The 17,783-nt window shown below is 71.0% G+C and carries 16 protein-coding genes and 1 pseudogene; 10 read left to right on the forward strand and 7 right to left on the reverse strand.

The features are described 5' to 3' along the window. A pseudogene (locus tag PHC73_RS03585) lies at positions 1-204 on the reverse strand (hypothetical protein); the annotation flags it as partial. A gap of 245 nt (positions 205-449) precedes the next feature. On the opposite strand from PHC73_RS03585, the gene PHC73_RS03590 reads away from it, so the two are divergent. The 6 genes from PHC73_RS03590 (at position 450) to PHC73_RS03615 (ending at position 6,390) form a co-directional block, all read left to right on the forward strand. Further along, positions 450-1,589 (forward strand): hypothetical protein, encoded by a 1,140-nt coding sequence (locus PHC73_RS03590; protein WP_300124566.1) that lies wholly within the window; start codon positions 450-452, stop codon positions 1,587-1,589. 31 nt (positions 1,590-1,620) lie between these two features. Further along, entirely contained in the window at positions 1,621-2,673 is a 1,053-nt protein-coding gene (locus PHC73_RS03595; protein WP_300124568.1) for an ABC transporter substrate-binding protein, read from the forward strand. A 32-nt stretch (positions 2,674-2,705) separates the two neighbouring features. Then, positions 2,706-3,194, forward strand: a complete 489-nt coding sequence (locus tag PHC73_RS03600) for a flavin reductase family protein (protein WP_300124571.1) — start codon at positions 2,706-2,708, stop codon at positions 3,192-3,194. A 113-nt stretch (positions 3,195-3,307) separates the two neighbouring features. Continuing rightward, positions 3,308-3,736, forward strand: a complete 429-nt coding sequence (locus tag PHC73_RS03605) for an SRPBCC family protein (RefSeq protein WP_300124573.1) — start codon at positions 3,308-3,310, stop codon at positions 3,734-3,736. A gap of 88 nt (positions 3,737-3,824) precedes the next feature. After that, positions 3,825-4,286, forward strand: coding sequence for a (2Fe-2S)-binding protein (locus PHC73_RS03610; RefSeq protein ID WP_300124575.1), 462 nt, complete (start codon positions 3,825-3,827; stop codon positions 4,284-4,286). A gap of 1 nt (position 4,287) precedes the next feature. Next, positions 4,288-6,390, forward strand: coding sequence for a molybdopterin cofactor-binding domain-containing protein (locus PHC73_RS03615; protein ID WP_300124578.1), 2,103 nt, complete (start codon positions 4,288-4,290; stop codon positions 6,388-6,390). 66 nt (positions 6,391-6,456) lie between these two features. Here PHC73_RS03615 and cobC read toward each other — a convergent pair whose 3' ends face one another. Together cobC and ampD are read right to left on the reverse strand one after the other, a co-directional pair. Then, positions 6,457-7,062: a histidine phosphatase family protein gene (gene cobC / locus PHC73_RS03620; protein WP_300124580.1), complete on the reverse strand. Its 606-nt coding sequence runs from the start codon at positions 7,060-7,062 to the stop codon at positions 6,457-6,459. Continuing rightward, on the reverse strand, positions 7,062-7,625 hold the full coding sequence (ampD, locus tag PHC73_RS03625) for a 1,6-anhydro-N-acetylmuramyl-L-alanine amidase AmpD (RefSeq protein ID WP_366949794.1): 564 nt from the start codon (positions 7,623-7,625) through the stop codon (positions 7,062-7,064). The genes cobC and ampD overlap by 1 nt, the downstream gene beginning before the upstream one ends. A 134-nt stretch (positions 7,626-7,759) precedes the next feature. Between ampD and gmk the strand changes: the two genes are divergently transcribed. Then, positions 7,760-8,377, forward strand: a complete 618-nt coding sequence (gene gmk / locus PHC73_RS03630) for a guanylate kinase (protein ID WP_300124586.1) — start codon at positions 7,760-7,762, stop codon at positions 8,375-8,377. Between the two features lie 12 nt (positions 8,378-8,389). Here the strand turns inward: gmk and pbpG are convergent, their stop codons facing one another. Together pbpG and parC are read right to left on the reverse strand one after the other, a co-directional pair. Further along, a complete protein-coding gene (gene pbpG, locus PHC73_RS03635) occupies positions 8,390-9,253 on the reverse strand; it encodes a D-alanyl-D-alanine endopeptidase (protein ID WP_300124588.1) in 864 nt (287 codons plus the stop codon). Positions 9,254-9,447: 194 nt separating this feature from the next. After that, positions 9,448-11,685 (reverse strand): DNA topoisomerase IV subunit A, encoded by a 2,238-nt coding sequence (gene parC / locus PHC73_RS03640; RefSeq protein ID WP_366949795.1) that lies wholly within the window; start codon positions 11,683-11,685, stop codon positions 9,448-9,450. Between the two features lie 377 nt (positions 11,686-12,062). Between parC and pdhA the strand changes: the two genes are divergently transcribed. From pdhA to PHC73_RS03655, 3 genes are read left to right on the forward strand one after another with little or no spacing between them, the layout of a single operon-like run. Further along, positions 12,063-13,130, forward strand: a complete 1,068-nt coding sequence (gene pdhA, locus PHC73_RS03645) for a pyruvate dehydrogenase (acetyl-transferring) E1 component subunit alpha (protein WP_300124593.1) — start codon at positions 12,063-12,065, stop codon at positions 13,128-13,130. Further along, entirely contained in the window at positions 13,123-14,097 is a 975-nt protein-coding gene (locus tag PHC73_RS03650) for an alpha-ketoacid dehydrogenase subunit beta (RefSeq protein ID WP_300124596.1), read from the forward strand. Before pdhA ends, PHC73_RS03650 begins: the two co-directional genes overlap by 8 nt. Positions 14,098-14,099: 2 nt before the next feature. Continuing rightward, positions 14,100-15,212, forward strand: a complete 1,113-nt coding sequence (locus tag PHC73_RS03655) for a dihydrolipoamide acetyltransferase family protein (protein ID WP_300124599.1) — start codon at positions 14,100-14,102, stop codon at positions 15,210-15,212. Between the two features lie 15 nt (positions 15,213-15,227). Here the strand turns inward: PHC73_RS03655 and PHC73_RS03660 are convergent, their stop codons facing one another. After that, the gene (locus PHC73_RS03660) at positions 15,228-16,256 is read right to left on the reverse strand and encodes a zinc-binding alcohol dehydrogenase family protein (protein ID WP_300124601.1); all 1,029 of its coding nucleotides are present in this window, start codon (positions 16,254-16,256) and stop codon (positions 15,228-15,230) included. Positions 16,257-16,326: 70 nt separating this feature from the next. Then, positions 16,327-17,619: a tRNA lysidine(34) synthetase TilS gene (tilS, locus tag PHC73_RS03665; protein WP_300124603.1), complete on the reverse strand. Its 1,293-nt coding sequence runs from the start codon at positions 17,617-17,619 to the stop codon at positions 16,327-16,329. Between the last annotated feature and the right edge of the window lie 164 nt (positions 17,620-17,783).

Below are 17,783 nucleotides of genomic sequence, written 5' to 3' on the forward strand. Positions count from 1 at the left end.
CGCCTGGCCGATGCCGCGCGCCGCGCCGGTGACGATCACTACCCGTCCAGCCAGTAAATCGCTCATGAATCGCTCCTCCTGTTCCTTGGAATATTTGGAATATGTCGACGGCGTCGCGGGGAAGCCAGCGATCTGCTCCCGGCCGGTACCGGTCCGCAGCACCGGCGCGAGCGCCGCGCGATCGTCCCACAGCCGTTCGCTCATCCACAAGGGAGGGGCTAAAAAATCCGTCCATGGAATTTTTCAGCTCGCCGTCGCGCCGCACACGCCCGAGCGACGCTCAAAGAATCAATGACTTGCGCAATTGATTCATGCCGAGGCATGCTGCCCCGCAGGAACCGCTGAATAAATCAGCGGCTCCCAAGCGCCTGCATTGCCAAGGCCGGTGGCGGCGGCCTACCATGCGTTCACTTCGCCCCCACAGAAAGTCACCGAGGAGGGATGCTGCCATGGGTACCGTGGAACGCTTGGCCGTCAATGCCGCCAACCGCCGCTACAGCGAGGACGATGTCCGCCGCAGCGCGCGCAACCTGCTGGTCGACGGCTGCGAGATGAAAGCCGGCGACGAGGTGCTGATCCTGAACGAGAACGGCATCACCGAGCCGGCCGTGTCGGACATCATCGAGGACGAGGCGCGCAAGCTCGGCGGGCGCGTGCACGTGATGTGGACCGACACCGTCAAGGGCCCCGAAGACTTGCCGCCGTCGGTGGTCAAGGCCTTCGAGTCGCCGGACGTGACCGTGTTCAACCACATGATCGCCGGTGTGCTGCGCCTGGTGCCGTTCAACGGCCGCGGCATGAAAATGCTGAACTTTTTGCAGACTTGGGACCAGCTCGGCTCGCCGTTCGGTCAGGTGCCATACAAGGTGTGGCTGGAGGTGCTGAAAAGCCTCGGGCAGCGTCTTGGCATGGCCAAATCCTGGCGCATCACCTGTCCGCTGGGCAGCGATTTCGGCGGGCCAATCCCGCAGCCCGGGCAGTCGCCCAAGGGCGCCAAAGCCGAAACCAAGGGCACCGGCGATGGCTTCACGTTGCGTACGTTCCCGCTCGGCGTGTGTCAGGTGTTCGACAGCATGCAGGCCAGCGGGCGGCTTGCCGTGCGCTGGCTGACGCCGTCCGGCGTGCACGTGTTCGAGCCCAACGGCATCGCGCTGCCGAGCCCGGTGCTGATCGACATCGACCACGGCCGCATCACCGGCTTCGACGGCGACGCCAAGGCCGTGTCGGAGCTGCGCGCCTATATGGAAAAATGCGCCGCCGAGATGGGCAAGGACCCGTACATCGTCAATTCCTGGCACGCCGGCATCAACCCGCGCTGCGCGGTGACGGCCGGGCCGCAGCAGGGGCTCGACCAGTGGATGTACATGGCGCACGCCAACCCGCGCATCGTGCATTTCCACACCATCGGCGCCCAGCCGCCGGGCGAGATGTCGATCCCGGTGATCGATCCCACCATCGAATTCGATGGCGAGAAACTGTGGGACCGGGGCCGCTTCGTGTTCCTGGACCGCGCCGAGCTGCGCGAGCGGGTGCGCGCCTTCGGCGATCCCGACTTCGCCTTTCACCACGAGCTCGACATCGGCGTTTGAGCCGCTTCATCACCACGCAAGGAAACGTTCCATGTCCCGCACCATCTGGTACACGCGCTGTCCGGTGCCGACCGCCTCCGGCCTCGCCTTCCAGCTCAAGCTGTTCGACAGCGAATTCGCCGGCACCGATTGCGAGATGCGCAACATCAAGGAGCTCGGCCGCGAGAACGCCGACACGCACTTCGCCCACACGCTGGCGGACTCGTTCCGCGAGGGCGGCGGCTCGCCGCCGGTGTGGGCGCGCTCGCGCGGCGCCGACACCGCGCTGCTCGGCATCAGCTTCGTCGAAGAGACGCTGGGTCTTTTCGTGCGTAAGGACGATCCCATCCACTCGGTGCGCGATCTGGCCGGCAAGCGCCTGGCGCTGCCGGTGTGGCCCAAGCTGATCATGAATTTCTTCCGCTTCGCGGCGCAGAAGGCTTTCGTGTCCGCGCTGGAACTGCACGGCCTGCGCGAGGATGATGCGCAGTTCGTGGACGTGGTCGAGACCGGCGATCACTACCAGTTGATCAACCCCGGTTTCGCCGATGCCACGGCGCGCCAGCAGCCGTCCTACTACCACTGCCAGCTGCGCGCCCTGCTGGAGGGCAAGGTGGACGCCTTCTTCGCCAAGGGTGGCGAGATCGCCGCCATGCAGCGCGAGTCCGGCGGCGGCATCCGCATGCTCTACAACCTGATGGACGCCGAGCCGCTGTGGGCCAAGGTCAACAACGCCACCCCGCGCTTGCTCACGGTGAGCCGCTCGCTGGTGCGCGAGCGCCCGGACGCGGTGGTGCGTTACGCGCGCACCCTGCTGAAGGCCGCCACCTGGGCCGCGCAACCCGAAAACAAGGCCGAGGCCACCGCCGCCATGGCGCGTGAAACGGGCGTGACACCGGCCGACATCGAGACGTACTACACGCCGGACATCCATCAAAAGCTCAAACCCGAGCTGAGCGCGCGCCTGATCGAGACGCTCGAGATCATGAAAAGCTTCCTGCACGCACACGGCTACATCGAGCAGAATTTCTCGACCCGGGACTGGATGGCCCCCGAGCTGTTGCGCGAGGCGTATGCGGCCGAAGGCCTCGCCTGGATCGATTGAGCGCAACCCGCCACACGCTGCAAGGAGCCAACATGACCAGCCCGCTCGACCCCAAGGCCCTGCGCCAGGTGTTCGGCCAGTTCTGCACCGGGGTCACTGCGGTGTGCGTCAGCGGCCCCGACGGGCGCCGCTACGGCATCACCGTCAACTCCTTCAGCTCGCTGTCGCTGGACCCGCCGCTGGCGTTGTTCGCGCTGGTGCGCGAATCCGAGACGCTGAAGGCCATCCAGGCCGCGCGCGCGTTCAGCATCAACATCCTGGCCGAGAACCAGCAGGACATCTCCAATGCCCTGGCCAGGAAGGGCGGGGCCGAGAAGATGGAGGTCGTGCCGACCCATCCCGGCGTGACCGGCGCGCCCATCATCGAGGGCAGCATCGGCTACATGGACTGCGTGCTGCATGCCGAGTACGAGGGCGGCGATCACGTGATCGTGGTCGGCGAAATCAAGCAGGCGGCGGTCGGCGAGGCGCTGCCGCCGCTGCTGTATTTCCGCAGCGGTTACAAGACCCTGCCGGGCTGAGGCCGGCGTCGGCCAGGGCGCCGAAAGGTTCGTACCAAGGGTTTCCGAATCCGCGGCGCAGCGCGCCGGTGTGAATGTGAGGCGCGAGCCCAGAAATCTTCGGGAGGATGCTCATGGACCAGGCGCGTGTGACAGAAACCATCGACATCGCCGCCGCGCCGGACGACGCCTGGGCGCTGGTCGGCGATTTCGCCGGGCTGGTGGCCTGGTTTCCCGCGGTGGCCGACAGCGTAGTCGAGGGCAGCGGCATCGGCGCGGTGCGTCACCTGACCATGCCCGATGGCAACCGGCTCACCGAGCGCCAGGAGGCGCGCGACGACGCCGGCCGCAGCTACGAGTACGTTGCCACGGCCGGCGCACTGCCGTGCACGGACTACCGCTCGCGTATCGCCGTGACACCGACCGGCAGCGGCTCGCGCATCACCTGGACCGCCACGTTCAAACCGATCGCGGACGCGCCGGTCAACGCCGTGGACTTCATCGCCGAGGTATACCGCGCCGGTCTCGCCCGCGCCAAGGCGCTGCTCGAAAAGACCGCGTAAACGCGGCGCCGGCGGGCGCGTCACGGTCGACACCTCGCAGCGCGGCTGTTAGCCTGCCGGGCTGGCAGTCCTTGCGAGGAGCGCGCCCATGACCACGCTACACGTCAACGGCAAGGCGTTCGAGCTCGACGCCGATCCCGACAAACCACTTTTGTGGGTGCTGCGCGAGGACCTGGGTCTGACCGGCAGCAAGTTCGCCTGCGGCGTGGGCCACTGCCTGGCCTGCCTGGTGCACCTGGACGGCCAACCGGCGGCGGCCTGTCTGACGCCACTGGGTGCGGTTGGCTCGCGGCAGGTGACCACCATCGAAGGCCTGCCGGCCGACGGCAGCCATCCGGTGCAGCGTGCCTGGATGGAGCTGAACGTGGTGCAGTGCGGCTACTGCCAGTCCGGGCAGATCATGGCCGCCGTGGCGCTGCTGGTGCGTACACCGCAGCCCGACGAGGCCGCCATCGACGCCGCCCTGCGCGGCAACCTGTGCCGCTGTGGCACCTACCAGCGCATCCGCCGGGCGGTGCAGCGCGCCGCCGCGCTGGCGCGGGAGATTTGACATGCTCGCCCTGAGCAGGCGCGCATTCCTGGTCGGCGGTGCGAGCATCGCCGGTGGCTTGTGTCTGGCGCTGCGCCTGCCGTTGGCCGGCGCAGCTCAAAACGCCACGGCGTTTGCTCCCAACGCCTTCGTGCGCGTGGACACTGACGGCGCCGTCACGCTCACGCTGCACAAATCCGAGATGGGGCAGGGTGCGCACACGGGTCTCGCCGCCATCCTGGCCGACGAGCTCGACGTGGATCTCGCCGCCGTGCGTCTGGTGATGACCGACGAGGACCCGGCCTATTACCTCGCCATGGGTGCGATGGGCACCGGCGGCAGCACCAGCATCCGTTACTCCTGGGATGCGCTGGCGCAGGCCGGTGCCGCGGCGCGCGCCATGCTGATCGCCGCCGCCGCGCGCACCTGGCAGGTCGAGCCGGCCGCGTGTCGCACCGCGGTGGGCAAGGTGCTCGGGCCGGCCGGGCAGAGTCTTGGCTACGGCGAGCTGGCAACGCTCGCGGCGAGCCTGCCGGTGCCGGAAAACCCGCCGCGCCGCTCACCGGCCGACTATCGCTACATCGGCAAGCCGACGCCGCGCGTCGACAACCTGCCCAAGGTCACCGGGCAGGCCCGATTCGGCATCGACGTGAGCCTGCCGGGGCTGCTGACGGCGGTGGTGCTGCGTGCGCCGCAGTTCGGCGGCGCGCTCGACAGCTTCGATGCCAAGGCCGCCGAGCGGCTGCCCGGCGTGCGCGCCATCGTCGCCATCGATGCAGGCGTCGGTGTGGTCGCCGACGGCTACTGGCAGGCGCGCCGGGCCGCGCAGAAGGTAACCGTGCGCTGGCGGCCGGCGGCACTGGCGCTGGACGATGCCGGCATCGCCAAGGCGCTCGCCGCAGCGCTCGACACGCAGGGCAGTCCGGCGCGCCGCGCCGGCGACGTCGCGGCGGCGCTCGAAAGCGCCGGCAAGACGCTCGAAGCCAGCTACCGGCTGCCGTTCCTTGCCCATGCCTGCATGGAACCGATGAACGCCACCGCCCACCTGCACGACGGACGCTGCGAAATCTGGGCGCCGACGCAGGGCCAGACCCGCGCCCGCGATGCCGCGGCGGCGCTACTCGGCATCCCGCGCGAGCGGGTGACGGTGCACACCACCTACCTGGGTGGCGGTTTCGGGCGGCGTTTCGAGGTCGATTTCGTGCTTGAGGCGGTGGCGCTGTCGCGCGCCGTCGACGCCCCGGTCAAGGTGGTCTGGTCGCGCGAGGACGATCTCGCGCACGACTTCTACCGCCCGGCGGCGCTGCACCGCCTGCGCGCCGCGCTGGCCGGCAATACGCCCACCGCCTGGCAGCACCGCATCGCAAGTCCCTCCATCCAGCGCCGCCTGGCGCCCGATACGGTCAAGCGTGGCGTCGATCACACGGTGGTGGAAGGCGTGAGCGAGCTGCCCTACGCCATCCCCAACGTGGCGGTGGACTGCGCTCTGGTCGAGCTCGGCGTGCCGGTCGGCTACTGGCGCTCGGTCGGCAATTCCGGCAATGCCTTCGTGGTCGAGTCGTTCGTCGACGAACTCGCGCACGCCGCCGGCGAGGACCCGGTGGTCTTTCGCCGCCGCCTGCTGGCCGGTCAGGCGCGCCATCTGGGCGTGCTCGAGCTGGCCGCCGAGCGCGCCGGCTGGGGGCAGCCGCTGCCCCAAGGGCGCGCCCGCGGTATCGCCGTGCACACGAGCTTCGGCAGCTACGTGGCGCAGGTGGTGGAGGTCGAACGCGGCCAGCGTGCGCCGCGCGTGCGTCGTGTGGTGTGCGCCATCGACTGCGGTCGGCACGTGAACCCGGACCAGGTGGCGGCGCAGATGGAAAGCGGCATCGTCGACGCCTTGACCGCCGCCCTGTACGGCGAGGTGCCGATCGCGGACGGCGCCGCGCGGACCGGCAACTTCGACAGCTACCCGCTGTTGCGCCTGGATGGCACGCCGCAGATCGAGGTGCACATCGTGCCCAGCGACGCACCGCCAGGCGGCTGCGGCGAGCCCGGCGTGCCGCCGCTGGCGCCGGCGTTGGCCAATGCCCTGTTCGCGCTGACCGGCGAGCGGCAGCGCTCCCTGCCGCTGCGGCTGGTCTGATGAGATCAGGGGGCCGGATGCCCCCCAAGGGTCAAGCCAAGGGTCAAGCAATGGCTGCGACGGCGCTCACGCGCCCGGCGTGAGCCCGACCAGCGCCGCCAGCGTGCCGTGTTCGGTGTGATCGAGGCGCACCCGCGCCCGTCCGGCATAGCCGAGGCGTACTCGCCAGGCGTGGCTGAGCGGCATGCCAAGCACGCTGCGCAGCACCATGGCGATGGTGCCGCCGTGGCCGACCAGCAGCACGCGTCGGCCGTGCGCGCCGGTGAGCAGCCGCTGCCAGGCCACCTCCACGCGGGCGGCGAAATCCGCCACCGGCTCGCCCAGCGGTGGCGGGTGCGCCACCGGGTCCTGCCAGAAGCGCGTCAGCGCGGCGCCGTATTCGGCCTGAACCTGGGCGGCGGTCAAGCCTTCCCATAGACCGAAGCCGATTTCGCGAAAATCGTCGTCGATGCGGAAATCGGCGCCGCGCTCGGCGGCCAGGGCCTGCGCGAATTCCCGGCAGCGGCGCAGCGGCGAGCAGACGATCATGTCCCAGGCGTGGTCGGCGGTGGCGGCGGCGAGCTGCGTCCAGCCGGTGGCCGACAGCGGGTCGTCGACGCTGCCGCGAAAGCGCGAGCCGCCCGCGGGTTCGCCGTGGCGCAGCAGGTCGATCAGGGTGGTCGGGGCGTCCATCAGGGGCTCCGTGCCGAGAAGGTTTGGGCGCGGTAGGCGGCCCAGTCGAAGTGCGGGCCGGGATCGGTCTTGCGGCCGGGCGCGATGTCGCTGTGGCCGACGATGGCCTCGGCGCGGATGGCCGCAAACGCCCTGCGCAGCGCCCGCGTCAGCGCCGCCAGCACGGCGTACTGGGCCGGCGTGAAGCGGTCGTGGTCACAGCCTTCGAGCTCGATGCCGAGTGAGAAATCGTTGCAGCGCTCGCGCCCGGCAAAGCGCGACACGCCGGCGTGCCAGGCGCGCCGGTGGACCGGCACGAATTGCAGCAGTAGCCCGTCGCGGCGGATGAAAAAATGTGCCGACACCCGCAGGCCGGCCAGGTCCGCATAGTCGGCGCGGCGCGTGCAGTCGAGCGTGCCGCAGAACAGCGCCGGCACGTCCGGGCCGCCGTACTGGCCGGGCGGCAGGCTGATGGCGTGGATGACCAGCAGCTCGACGCCGGTGCCCGGCGGACGCTCGTCGCAGTGCGGCGAGGGTAGGTACTGCGCGCCCCGGGCGAGGCCGCTTTCGGCGTCGATGTGCAGGTCTGTGGGATAGGGCGGGCTCACGGGCGGGGCAGGGGCGGCGGGGGACTCGTCATTGTCGCGCCGATCGGCCGCCATCGGGCTGCCGGATTACACTTGCCGACCCGCGTCCGTCGCCTACGAAGCGTCCTCACATGCCTGTCGTCCCCGGTTTGTTGTTCGTTGTCTGTGGTCCGTCCGGGGTTGGCAAGACCAGTCTGGTGCGCGCGCTGGTGGCGCGTTGTCCGCAGCTCACGCTGTCGGTGTCCTACACCACCCGCCCGCCGCGGCCGGGCGAGCAGGACGGCGTGGCTTATCACTTCGTCAGTGATGAGCGTTTCGCCGCCATGCAGGCCGCCGGCGAGTTTCTGGAATCGGCGCGGGTGTTCGATCACCACTACGGCACCTCGGCGGTGGCGGTGGCGCAGGCGCTGGCGGCGGGCCGCTCGGTGGTGCTCGAAATCGACTGGCAGGGCGCCCGGCAGGCCCGCGCGCGCCTGCCGGGTTGCGTCACGGTGATGATCCTGCCGCCGTCAGTGGCGACGCTGCGCGAGCGCCTCAGCGGCCGCGGCGATGATGAAGCCACCATCGAGCGGCGCATGCGCGATGCGCTGGCCGAACTTCGCCACTGGCCGGAATTCGACTACCTGGTGGTGAACGACGATTTCGGGCGCGCGCTGGATGATCTGACCGCCATCACCCGCGCCGCGGCGCTGACGCGCGAGCACCAGCGCGCCTGGCTGCTCAGCCACCTGCCCGAGCTGGGCGACTGAATCAGCCGTCGTTCACGGCTGGCGGGCGATCTGCACGGCCTGGGGCGATGTCTCCAGCCAGCGCCGGGCGCGGTTGGCGTCGGCGACCCGCGTCAGCGAGCCCTGCGAGTCCATCAGCACCATCACCACCGGCTTGCCGCCGACGCTGGCCTGCATCACCAAGCAGCGCCCGGCTTCGCTGATGTAGCCGGTCTTGGTCAGGTCGATGTCCCACTGGCGGTTGCGCACCAGCGGGTTGGTGTTGCGGTACTGCGTGCGGTAGCGGCCCACCATGACCGCGTATTCGGCGGTGGTCGAGTAGTTGCGGATGGTCGGGTAGCGCGCCGCCGCGCGCACCATGCGCACCAGGTCCTGGGGGGTCGAGCGATTGCCAGCGGACAGGCCGGTGCCATCCACGAAACGCGTGTGCGTCATGCCGAGCGCTCTGGCCTTGCGGTTCATGGCGGCCACGCCGGCCGCAAAGCCGCCCGGGTAATTGCGCAGCAGCGCCGCGGCGGCGCGGTTCTCGGACGACATCAGCGCCAGGCGCAGCAGGTCGGCGCGCGTCAGGCGCGTGCCGACCGCCAGACGCGAGCTGGTATTGCGCAGGCGGTCGCGCTCGGCGTCGGTAATGGTCAGGACCTGGTTCATCGGCTGACCGGCGTCCAGCACCACCATGGCCGTCATGAGCTTGGTGATGGAGGCGATCGGTAGCGTCTGATCGGCGTTTTTGGCGTACAGCACCTGCCCGCTGTCGGCGCGCACGATCAGCGCGGCGCGCGAGCGCAGATCGACCTTTCCGGCCGGCGCGCTGCGCGCCGGGGCGGCGTGAGTGCTGGTGAGCAGTCCGGCCAGCAACAGGCCGGACACCAAACGCAGTACCGTGGATGGCCGCATCGTTCTCCCTTGCAGGTGTTGGTCCGACCGGCGTGGTCGGTGGGGTGCGCGCCGCCCGGGCACGGCGCCCACAGTATCGCCATTTTCGCGCCAAAAGCCAGTAGTTGACGCGGATTGTTCAAGCGTGGTCGCGCCCGAACGGCACGCGACTGACGCTTGCCTGCAGCAAGCTGAAAAAGTCCATGGACGGGTTTTCAGCTTTCCGCCTCCAGGCCGCGCACGCGCGCAAAGCCGCGCGGCAGCGGTTTGCCGCGGTCACCGCGATGGCCGCTGTAGGCGTCGAGATCCGCGCCGCGCAGCGTCAGATGCCGGCCGCCGGACAGCACTTTGAGTGCCGCGCCGGCCGGCAGCGGCAGCACGCACTGCAGTTTTTCCTCGCCGCTCAGGATCAGCTTGCCGGGGATGCCGATCAGCTTCACGCCCTTGCCGCGCGGCAGCTGCGGCAGCTCGGCCACCGGGAAGATGAGCAGCCTGCCGGCGCTGCTGGCGCAGGCCAGGCGCAGCCCGTCCTCGGCGGGCAGCAACAGCGGCGCCAGCGGCAGGGCGCCGTCCGGCACCGTGAGCACCGCCTTGCCGGCACGCTGGCGCGAGATGAGCGACTCGAGCGGCGTGACGAAGCCATAGCCGGCGTCGCTGGCGAGCAGCACGCGCTGGTCGGGCTCGCCAAGCAGGACGTGCAGCACGCGCGCGCCGGCCTCGAGCGAGAGGCGGCCGGACAGCGGCTCGCCGTGGCCGCGTGCCGAGGGCAGCGTGTGCGCCGGCAGCGCGTAGGCGCGGCCGGTGGAGTCCAAAAATACCGCCTGCTGGGTGCTGCGCCCGCGGGCGGCGGCTTGGAATCGATCGCCGGACCGGTAGCCGAGCGCGGCGGGATCGACCTCGTGGCTTTTGGCCAGGCGCACCCAGCCGTGCGCCGACAGCACCACGGTGACCGGCTCGCTGGGTGCCAGTTCCGCCTCGGCGAGCGCTCGCGCGGCGCCGCGCTCGACCAAAAGACAACGCCGGGCGTCGCCGTATTTTTCGGCATCGGCCTCGATTTCGCTGCGGATCAGCGCCCGCAGCAGCTGGCCGGAGCCGAGCGTCGCCTCGAGGCGGTCGCGTTCGGCGGCAAGCTCGTCGTGCTCGCCGCGCAGGCGGGTTTCCTCCAGCCGCGCCAGGTGCCGCAGTTTCAGTTCCAGGATGGCCTCGGCCTGCGCATCGGTGAGGCCGAAGCGCTGCATCAGCACCGGTTTCGGGCGCTCCTCGAAGCGGATGATGGCGATCACCTCGTCGATGTTGAGGAACGCGATCAGCAGGCCATCCAGGATGTGCAGGCGCTCGAGCACCCGGTTCAAACGGTGCTGCAGACGCCGGCGCACGGTGACGGTGCGGAACTCCAGCCATTCCTTGAGCAGGCCGCGCAGGTCGCGCACGCCCGGCCGGCCGTCCAGGCCAATGCAGTTGAGGTTCACCCGGTAGCTTTTTTCGAGCTCGGTGGTGGCGAACAGATGGCCCATCAGCGCGTCCACGTCGATGCGCTTGCTGCGCGGCACCAGCACCAGCCGGGTCGGGTTCTCGTGGTTGGACTCGTCGCGCAGATCCTCCAGCCACGGCAGCTTCTTGGCCTGCATTTGAGCGGCGATCTGCTCCAGCACGCGCGCGCCCGACACCTGGTACGGCAGCGTGGTGATGACGATTTCGCCCTCGTCGAGCTCGTAGCGCGCCCGCGCGCGCACGCTGCCGTTGCCGGTGCGGTACATCTCCAGTAGCTCGGCGCGCGGGGTGACGATGTCGCAGCCGGTCGGGAAATCCGGCGCCGGCAGCAGGCGGCACAGTGTTTCGAGGTCGGTGTCCGGGTCGTCCAGCAGCGCCAGCGTGGCGGCGGCGACCTCGCGCAGGTTGTGCGGCGGGATGTCGGTGGCCATGCCGACGGCGATGCCGTGGCCGCCGTTCAGCAGAATGTGCGGCAGGCGCGCCGGCAGCAGGCTCGGTTCGTCGAGCGTGCCGTCGAAATTGGGCACGAAATCGACCGTGCCCTGGCCGAGTTCCGCCAGCAGCAGGTCTGCGAAGCGCGACAGGCGCGCCTCGGTGTAGCGCATGGCGGCGAAGGATTTTGGATCGTCGGCGCTGCCCCAGTTGCCCTGGCCGTCGATCAGCGGGTAGCGGTAGGAAAAATCCTGCGCCATCAGCACCATCGCCTCGTAGCAGGCGCTGTCGCCGTGCGGGTGGAACTTGCCGATCACGTCGCCGACGGTGCGGGCGGATTTCTTCGGCTTGTTGCCGGCGGCGAGCCCGAGCTCCGACATGGCGTACACGATGCGCCGCTGCACGGGTTTGAGCCCATCGGCCAGGTGCGGCAGGGCGCGGTCCAGGATGACGTACATCGCGTAATCGAGGTACGCCTTCTCGGTGAAGGTCTTCAGCGGCAGGCGTTCGATGGTGTCGTCGAGGCTCATGCGGGGCAGGGTGGTGATGTCCAGGGCGCGTATGGTCGCATGCGGCGGCCGGCAGGTTTCGCGCGTGCGCAATTGGTGCACAGCAGGGCCGGCATTCCTCATGGCGGTGCGCGCGGCGCCTGCAAGCGGCGGGACGCAGCGTGCAGGCACGCGGTTTTGGCCGCCTGGCATGGTGTCTGCTTTATTGAGGTCGGCGGGGACCGGGAACCCTTCCCCTCCTCCTCCTGATGGTGACTGGCACACACCATGTCCCGGTCCCCGCCCTTTTTCTTCCTGCCGCAGCCCGGCGGAGCGCTTTGGCGCATCAATCCGCCGTCATGCTTGCCTGTCATCGCGTGCTGGCTTTAAAAAGGCCGCACAGCCACCGGAGGGCAAGCGTGAAGACCACCGTCGCTCGATTCAGCGTCGCGTATCGGCAATGCCTCGACGAGCACGGCCGTCCGCACGGTCCCTTGCCGCGCCTGGCGCCGGCTGCGCTGCGTCGCATCTACGGCTGGATGGTGCTGACGCGCCGTTTCGACGAGCGCGCCGTGCGCCTGCAGCGCACCGGCCAGCTCGGTACCTATGCGTCCAGCCTGGGGCACGAGGCGCTGCACGTGGGCGTGGCCGATGCCCTGCGCGCCGACGACGTGCTGCTGCCCACCTACCGCGAGGCGGGCGCGCTGCTGCGGCGCGGCGTGACCATGCCCGAACTGCTGCGCTACTGGGGCGGCGACGAGCGCGGCAGCGACTTCGCCGGCCCGCGCGGGGATTTTCCGTACTGCGTGCCGATCGCAACGCAATGCACGCACGCCGCCGGCGTGGCGAGCGCGCTGCGCCTGCGGGGTGAGCCGCGCGTGGCGGTGTGCTTCGTCGGCGACGGCGGCACCTCCAAGGGCGATTTCTACGAGGCACTGAACCTGGCCGGTGTGTGGCGGCTGCCGCTGGTGTTCGTGATCACCAACAACCAGTGGGCGATTTCGGTGCCGCTTCGCAAGCAGACCGCCTGCGCCACGCTGGCGCAAAAGGCCATCGCCGGCGGCGTGCCGGGCGAGCAGGTGGACGGTAACGACCTGCTGGCGGTGCGGCAGGTCATGGCGCGGGCGCTCGCCCGCGCCCGGCGCGGCGACGGCCCGAGCGTGATCGAGGGCCTCACCTATCGCCTGGGCGACCACACCACCGCCGACGACGCGCGCCGCTACCGGCCGGATGCCGAGGTCAGCGCCGCCTGGCAGCGCGAGCCGCTGGCGCGCCTGCGTGCCTACCTGGTGGCCAGCGGCCTGTGGAGCACGGCTGACGAGGAGCGGCTGATCGCCGACTGCGACGCCCGGGTCGAGGCGGCGGTGGCGGACTATCTCGCCACGCCGCCGCCGGCGCCGACCGACATGTTCGACCACCTCTACGCGCAGTTGCCGGCGAGCCTCGCCGCGCAGCGGGCCGAGATCGCCGGGGGTGCGCATGGCTGAGTGCACGCTGGTGGAGGCGGTGAACCTGGCGCTGGCCCGGGCGCTGGCGGACGACCCGAACGTGGTGATCTTGGGCGAGGACGTCGGCGTCAACGGCGGCGTGTTCCGCGCCACGGTCGGTTTGCAGGAACGCTTTGGCGAGCGCGTCATGGATACGCCGCTGGCCGAGAACCTGATCGCCGGCGTGGCGGTCGGCATGGCCGCCGAGGGTCTGCGGCCGGTGGCGGAAATCCAGTTCTCGGGCTTCATCTACCCGGCGATCGACCAGCTGGTGAACCACGCGAGCCGCCTGCGCAACCGCACCCGCGGCCGGCTGACCTGCCCCATGGTGCTGCGCGCGCCCTGTGGCGGCGGCATCCACGCGCCGGAGCACCACTCCGAGAGCAACGAGGCCATGCTGGCGCACATCCCGGGGCTGCGGGTGGTGATCCCGTCCTCGCCGGCGCGCGCCTACGGCCTGCTGCTGGCGGCCATCCGCGATCCCGATCCGGTGGTGTTTCTGGAGCCCTCGCGCATCTACCGCGCGTTTCGCGAGGAGGTGACCGACAGCGGCGAGGCGCTGCCGCTCGACGTCTGCTTCGTGCTGCGCGAGGGCAGCGACCTCACGCTGGTGAGCTGGGGCGCGAGCGTGGTCGATTGCCTGGCGGTGGCGGACACGCTGGCGGACAGCGGCGTCAGCGCCGAGGTGATCGACGTCGCCACGCTGCGCGAGCTCGACACCGGCACGCTGCTCGACTCGGTGGCCAAGACCGGCCGCTGCGTGGTCGTGCACGAGGCGCCGCTGCGCGGCGGTTTTGGCGCCGAGATCGCGGCACTGCTGGCCGGGCCGGGTCTGATGTCGTTGCTGGCGCCGGTCGAGCGTGTGGCCGGTTACGACACCGTGATGCCGCTGGCGCGGCTCGAACACACCTATCTGCCGGGGCCGCAGCGCATCCTCGCCGCCGCCCGGCGCGTGCTGGAGCACTGAGCATGAACGAACCGGCCACGGTGTTCGTGCTGCCCGATCTTGGCGAGGGTCTCGCCGAGGCAGAGCTGCTGTCCTGGCACGTCGGCCCCGGCGATCACGTGGTCGAGGGCCAGCCGCTGGCGTCGGTCGAGACCGACAAGGCGGTGGTGGAAGTGCCCTCGCCGCGCACGGGCGAGATCGCGAGGTTGTGCGCCGAGCCGGGCGCGCGCCTGGCGGTGGGCGCGCCGCTGGTGGAGTTCGTCGGCGGACAAAGCGCCGACACCGGCACCGTGGTCGGCGCCGTCGCCGCCGGCACGGCGGTGGTGCACGAGGCGCCGCAAAGCGTCGGCGGGCGGCCGGCCGGCATTCGCGCCACGCCGGCGGTGCGGGCGCTGGCCAAGCGTCTGGGCGTCGATCTCGGCTCGGTCACGCCGACCGGCCCCGACGACACCATCACCAAGGCGGACGTCGAGCGCGTGGCGCGCATCTACGCCGAAACCGGCCCGCTCGAGCCGCTCACCGGCCCGCGCCGGGCAATGGCCGTCAACATGGCCAAGACCCAGGCGGAGGTCGCCACCGCCGCGCTGTGCGACGACGCCGACATCCACGCCTGGCCGGCCGGCGCCGATCCCATGACGCGCTTGCTGCGGGCGCTTGTGGCCGGCTGCCGGGCCGAGCCGGCGCTGAACGCCTGGTTCGACAGCCAGGACATGGGCCGGCGCCTGCTGAAGAAAATCGACGTCGGCATCGCCGTCGACAGCCCGGAGGGTCTGTTCGTGCCGGTGCTGCGCGATGCGGGCGCGCTCGATGCGGCCGGCCTTCGCGCCGGCGTGGATGCGCTGATGGCGGCCGTGCGCGCGCGCAGCCTCACGCCCGAGCAACTGCGCGGCGCCAGCATCATGCTGAGCAACTTCGGCCCGCTCGGCGGGCGCTACGCGGTGCCGCTGCTGGTGCCGCCGGTGGTGGCCATCCTGGGCGCCGGGCGCGCCTACGACGCGGTGCTCGCCGTCGCCGGCCAGCCTGCCGTGCGGCGCGTGCTGCCGCTGTCGCTGAGCTTCGACCACCGCGTGGTGACCGGCGGCGAGGCGGCGCGGTTTTTGATGGCGGTGAAGGCGGATCTCGAGCGGGCCGGGTAGCCGACACACGGCGCGTCAGCCGTCCACCACCAGCACCTTGGCTCCGGCATGGCGGCCGAATTTGAGGTCCGCCAGCGCCTGGTTGGCCTCGGCGAGCGGGTAGCTGCGCACGCGTGGCCGGATGCCGGCGCGTGCGGCAAGTTCCAGGCATTCACGCACGTCGGCGCGCGTCACGTTGGCCACCGACTGCATGGCCTTCTCCTGCCACAGTTCGTGCGGGTAGTCGATGCCCGCCATCACGGCGGCGTCGGCGGCTTCCTTGCGGATGGCGTTGATCACCAGTCGCCCGCCGGGGCGCAGGTTGCGCAGCGCCGCCCGCACCGGCGCCCAGGCCGGCGTGGTGTCGATGATGGCGTGCAGCGGCAGCGGCGACTGCGCATCCGCGGCGCCAGCCCAGGTGGCGCCGAGTTCGAGCGCCAGCGCGCGCTCGGCCGCATTGCGCGTGAACACGTACACCGGCGAGTGGGGCCAGCGCGCGCGGGCCATCTGCAGCACCAGATGACCGCTGGCGCCAAAGCCGGTCAGGCCCAGCGCGTGGCCGTCGGCGAGCCCGCACAGCGACAGCGCCCGGTAGCCGACTGCGCCCGCGCACAGCAGCGGCGCGGCTTCGGTGTCACTCAGCCGGTCCGGCAGGCGGTGCACGAAGTCGGCCGGCGCGGTCATGAACGGCGCATAGCCGCCGTGGGCGTCGCGCCCGGTGGCGCGAAAGTCCGGGCACAGGTTCTCGCGCCCCTCGCGGCAGTACTCGCAGTGCCCGCAGGCGCTGAAAATCCACGCCACGCCGACCCGATCGCCCGGCGCGAGCGCACTGCCGGCAGGCGCCGACACCACCCGCCCGACCACCTGGTGGCCGGGGATCACCGGCAGCCGCGGCGGCGGCGTGCGACCTTCGATTTCGTCGAGCTCGGTGTGGCACACGCCGCAGCAGGTGACCGCGATCAGCACCTCGCCGGCGGCCGGTTGCGGCATCGGCAGGTCCAGCGCGTCGAGGGCGGCGGCGCCTTCAGTGAGCGGGCCGGTGTGGGTCAGGGCATGTGCGTGCATTGGATCGGCACCGGGTCGGGTGGGCTAGGGAAACGCTGCGAAATTCCGCCGGCTGAAAGTGTTCGGCATTTCACCCGGGCTCGAAGATAACTTGCACGCCGGCCTCGCCGGGACCGGCGCGGACGGCCGGCATGGGCGCATGACCGGCGATCTGCAACAGCCGGTCGCCGCGATACAGCAGCGGCCAGCGCTCGCGCTGCCAGGGCGGCACGGCCAGTTCCTGCAGGCGCTTGCGCAGGGTGTGGCCGCCGGCGGTGCCGCGGAAGCGTACTTCGAGCGTCGGTGGCTCGCCGAGCGCGGCCAGTTCGATGCCGGTGCCCGCCTGCAACTGCGCACGCAGGCGGCCGATGCCGGGCAGCTCGAGCGGTGCGTCGAGCTGCCACAGCAGCGGTTGGGGCGGCGGCGGCAGCGGTTCGGCGGTCAGATACAGCCGACCGCGCCACACGCGCACGGCGTGCTCGCCAAACGCTACGCAGGGCAGCCGGTCCGCGGCGGCGGTCAGTGCCTGGCGCAGCAGCTCGTCGAGCCGCGCCGTGGACGGCGCCGCGGCGCCGTGGTGGTGCAGCCAGGCGCGTAGCAGGTTGCGTTGCCGGGTCGGCGACAGGGCGGCGAGCCGCGCCACGGTGAGCTGCCCGACCGTGGCGCCGTCGGCGTTGGCGAGGTCGTCCAACAGCGCCTGGGCGTCGGCGGCGTGGCAGGCGTGGCGGGCCAGCGTGGCGGTGGCGGCCGGCCAGCGGCGGGCGAGCAGCGGCAGCACTTCGCTGCGCAGGAAATTGCGATCGAAGCGCGCGTCGCGGTTGCTGGGGTCTTCCACCCAGGCCAGCTCGTGTTCCCGGGCATAGCGCGCCACGCGCTCGGCCGGCCAGGCCAGCAGCGGGCGCAGCAATGATCCGCGGCCGAAGCGTTTTTGCGCCGGCATGGCGGCGGCCCCGGCCACCCCCGCGCCGCGCAGCAGCGCCCGCCGCACGGTTTCGGCCTGGTCGGTCTGGTGGTGGGCCGTCAGCAGCAAATCGCCGTCTTGCATGTCCGCGGCGAGCGCCGCGTAGCGCGCCCGGCGCGCGGCCGCTTCGGGGCTTTCACCGGGTGCCGGGCGGGCGTCGATGCGGTGGGTTTGCAGCGGCACGCCAAGCGCCGCGCACACCATGGCGCAGTGCTCCGCCCAGCGCGCGGCCTCCGCCTGCAGGCCGTGATCGACGTGCACCGCCAGCAGCCGGTGCGGAGCGAGCGCCGCGCGCTGCCCGGCCAGCCAGTGCAGCAGCACGTGCGAGTCGCGCCCGCCGCTGTAGGCGACGCGCAGCGTGACCGGCGCCGGGCTGTGCGCGAGCGCCGCGCAGATCAGGGCCAGGCCGGGCGCGTCGCTCACCCTTCCTTGTAGACGCCGTAGCCGCGCAGGCGCGCGAGCCGACGTTCTAGCAGCTCCGTTGCCGGCAGGCCGGTGAGTTCGTCCATGTGCCGCAGCACGGCGGTGCGCACGGCCGCGGCGGCGGTGTCGAAATCGCGGTGGGCGCCGCCGCGCGGCTCGGGGAT

Source organism: Immundisolibacter sp. (genome assembly GCF_028696615.1).
GTDB lineage: Bacteria > Pseudomonadota > Gammaproteobacteria > Immundisolibacterales > Immundisolibacteraceae > Immundisolibacter.

Excerpts from the sequence above, each read along its gene's own strand:
- parC (WP_366949795.1), bottom strand. The coding sequence starts at position 11,685 with ATGAGCCTCGACGACACCATCGAACGCCTGCCGCTGAAGACCTTCACC.
- PHC73_RS03600 (WP_300124571.1), top strand. The coding sequence starts at position 2,706 with ATGACCAGCCCGCTCGACCCCAAGGCCCTGCGCCAGGTGTTCGGCCAG.
- PHC73_RS03610 (WP_300124575.1), top strand. The coding sequence starts at position 3,825 with ATGACCACGCTACACGTCAACGGCAAGGCGTTCGAGCTCGACGCCGAT.
- gmk (WP_300124586.1), top strand. The coding sequence starts at position 7,760 with ATGCCTGTCGTCCCCGGTTTGTTGTTCGTTGTCTGTGGTCCGTCCGGG.
- PHC73_RS03660 (WP_300124601.1), bottom strand. The coding sequence starts at position 16,256 with ATGCACGCACATGCCCTGACCCACACCGGCCCGCTCACTGAAGGCGCC.
- cobC (WP_300124580.1), bottom strand. The coding sequence starts at position 7,062 with ATGGACGCCCCGACCACCCTGATCGACCTGCTGCGCCACGGCGAACCC.
- PHC73_RS03650 (WP_300124596.1), top strand. The coding sequence starts at position 13,123 with ATGGCTGAGTGCACGCTGGTGGAGGCGGTGAACCTGGCGCTGGCCCGG.
- PHC73_RS03590 (WP_300124566.1), top strand. The coding sequence starts at position 450 with ATGGGTACCGTGGAACGCTTGGCCGTCAATGCCGCCAACCGCCGCTAC.
- PHC73_RS03595 (WP_300124568.1), top strand. The coding sequence starts at position 1,621 with ATGTCCCGCACCATCTGGTACACGCGCTGTCCGGTGCCGACCGCCTCC.
- pbpG (WP_300124588.1), bottom strand. The coding sequence starts at position 9,253 with ATGCGGCCATCCACGGTACTGCGTTTGGTGTCCGGCCTGTTGCTGGCC.
- PHC73_RS03615 (WP_300124578.1), top strand. The coding sequence starts at position 4,288 with ATGCTCGCCCTGAGCAGGCGCGCATTCCTGGTCGGCGGTGCGAGCATC.
- PHC73_RS03655 (WP_300124599.1), top strand. The coding sequence starts at position 14,100 with ATGAACGAACCGGCCACGGTGTTCGTGCTGCCCGATCTTGGCGAGGGT.
- PHC73_RS03605 (WP_300124573.1), top strand. The coding sequence starts at position 3,308 with ATGGACCAGGCGCGTGTGACAGAAACCATCGACATCGCCGCCGCGCCG.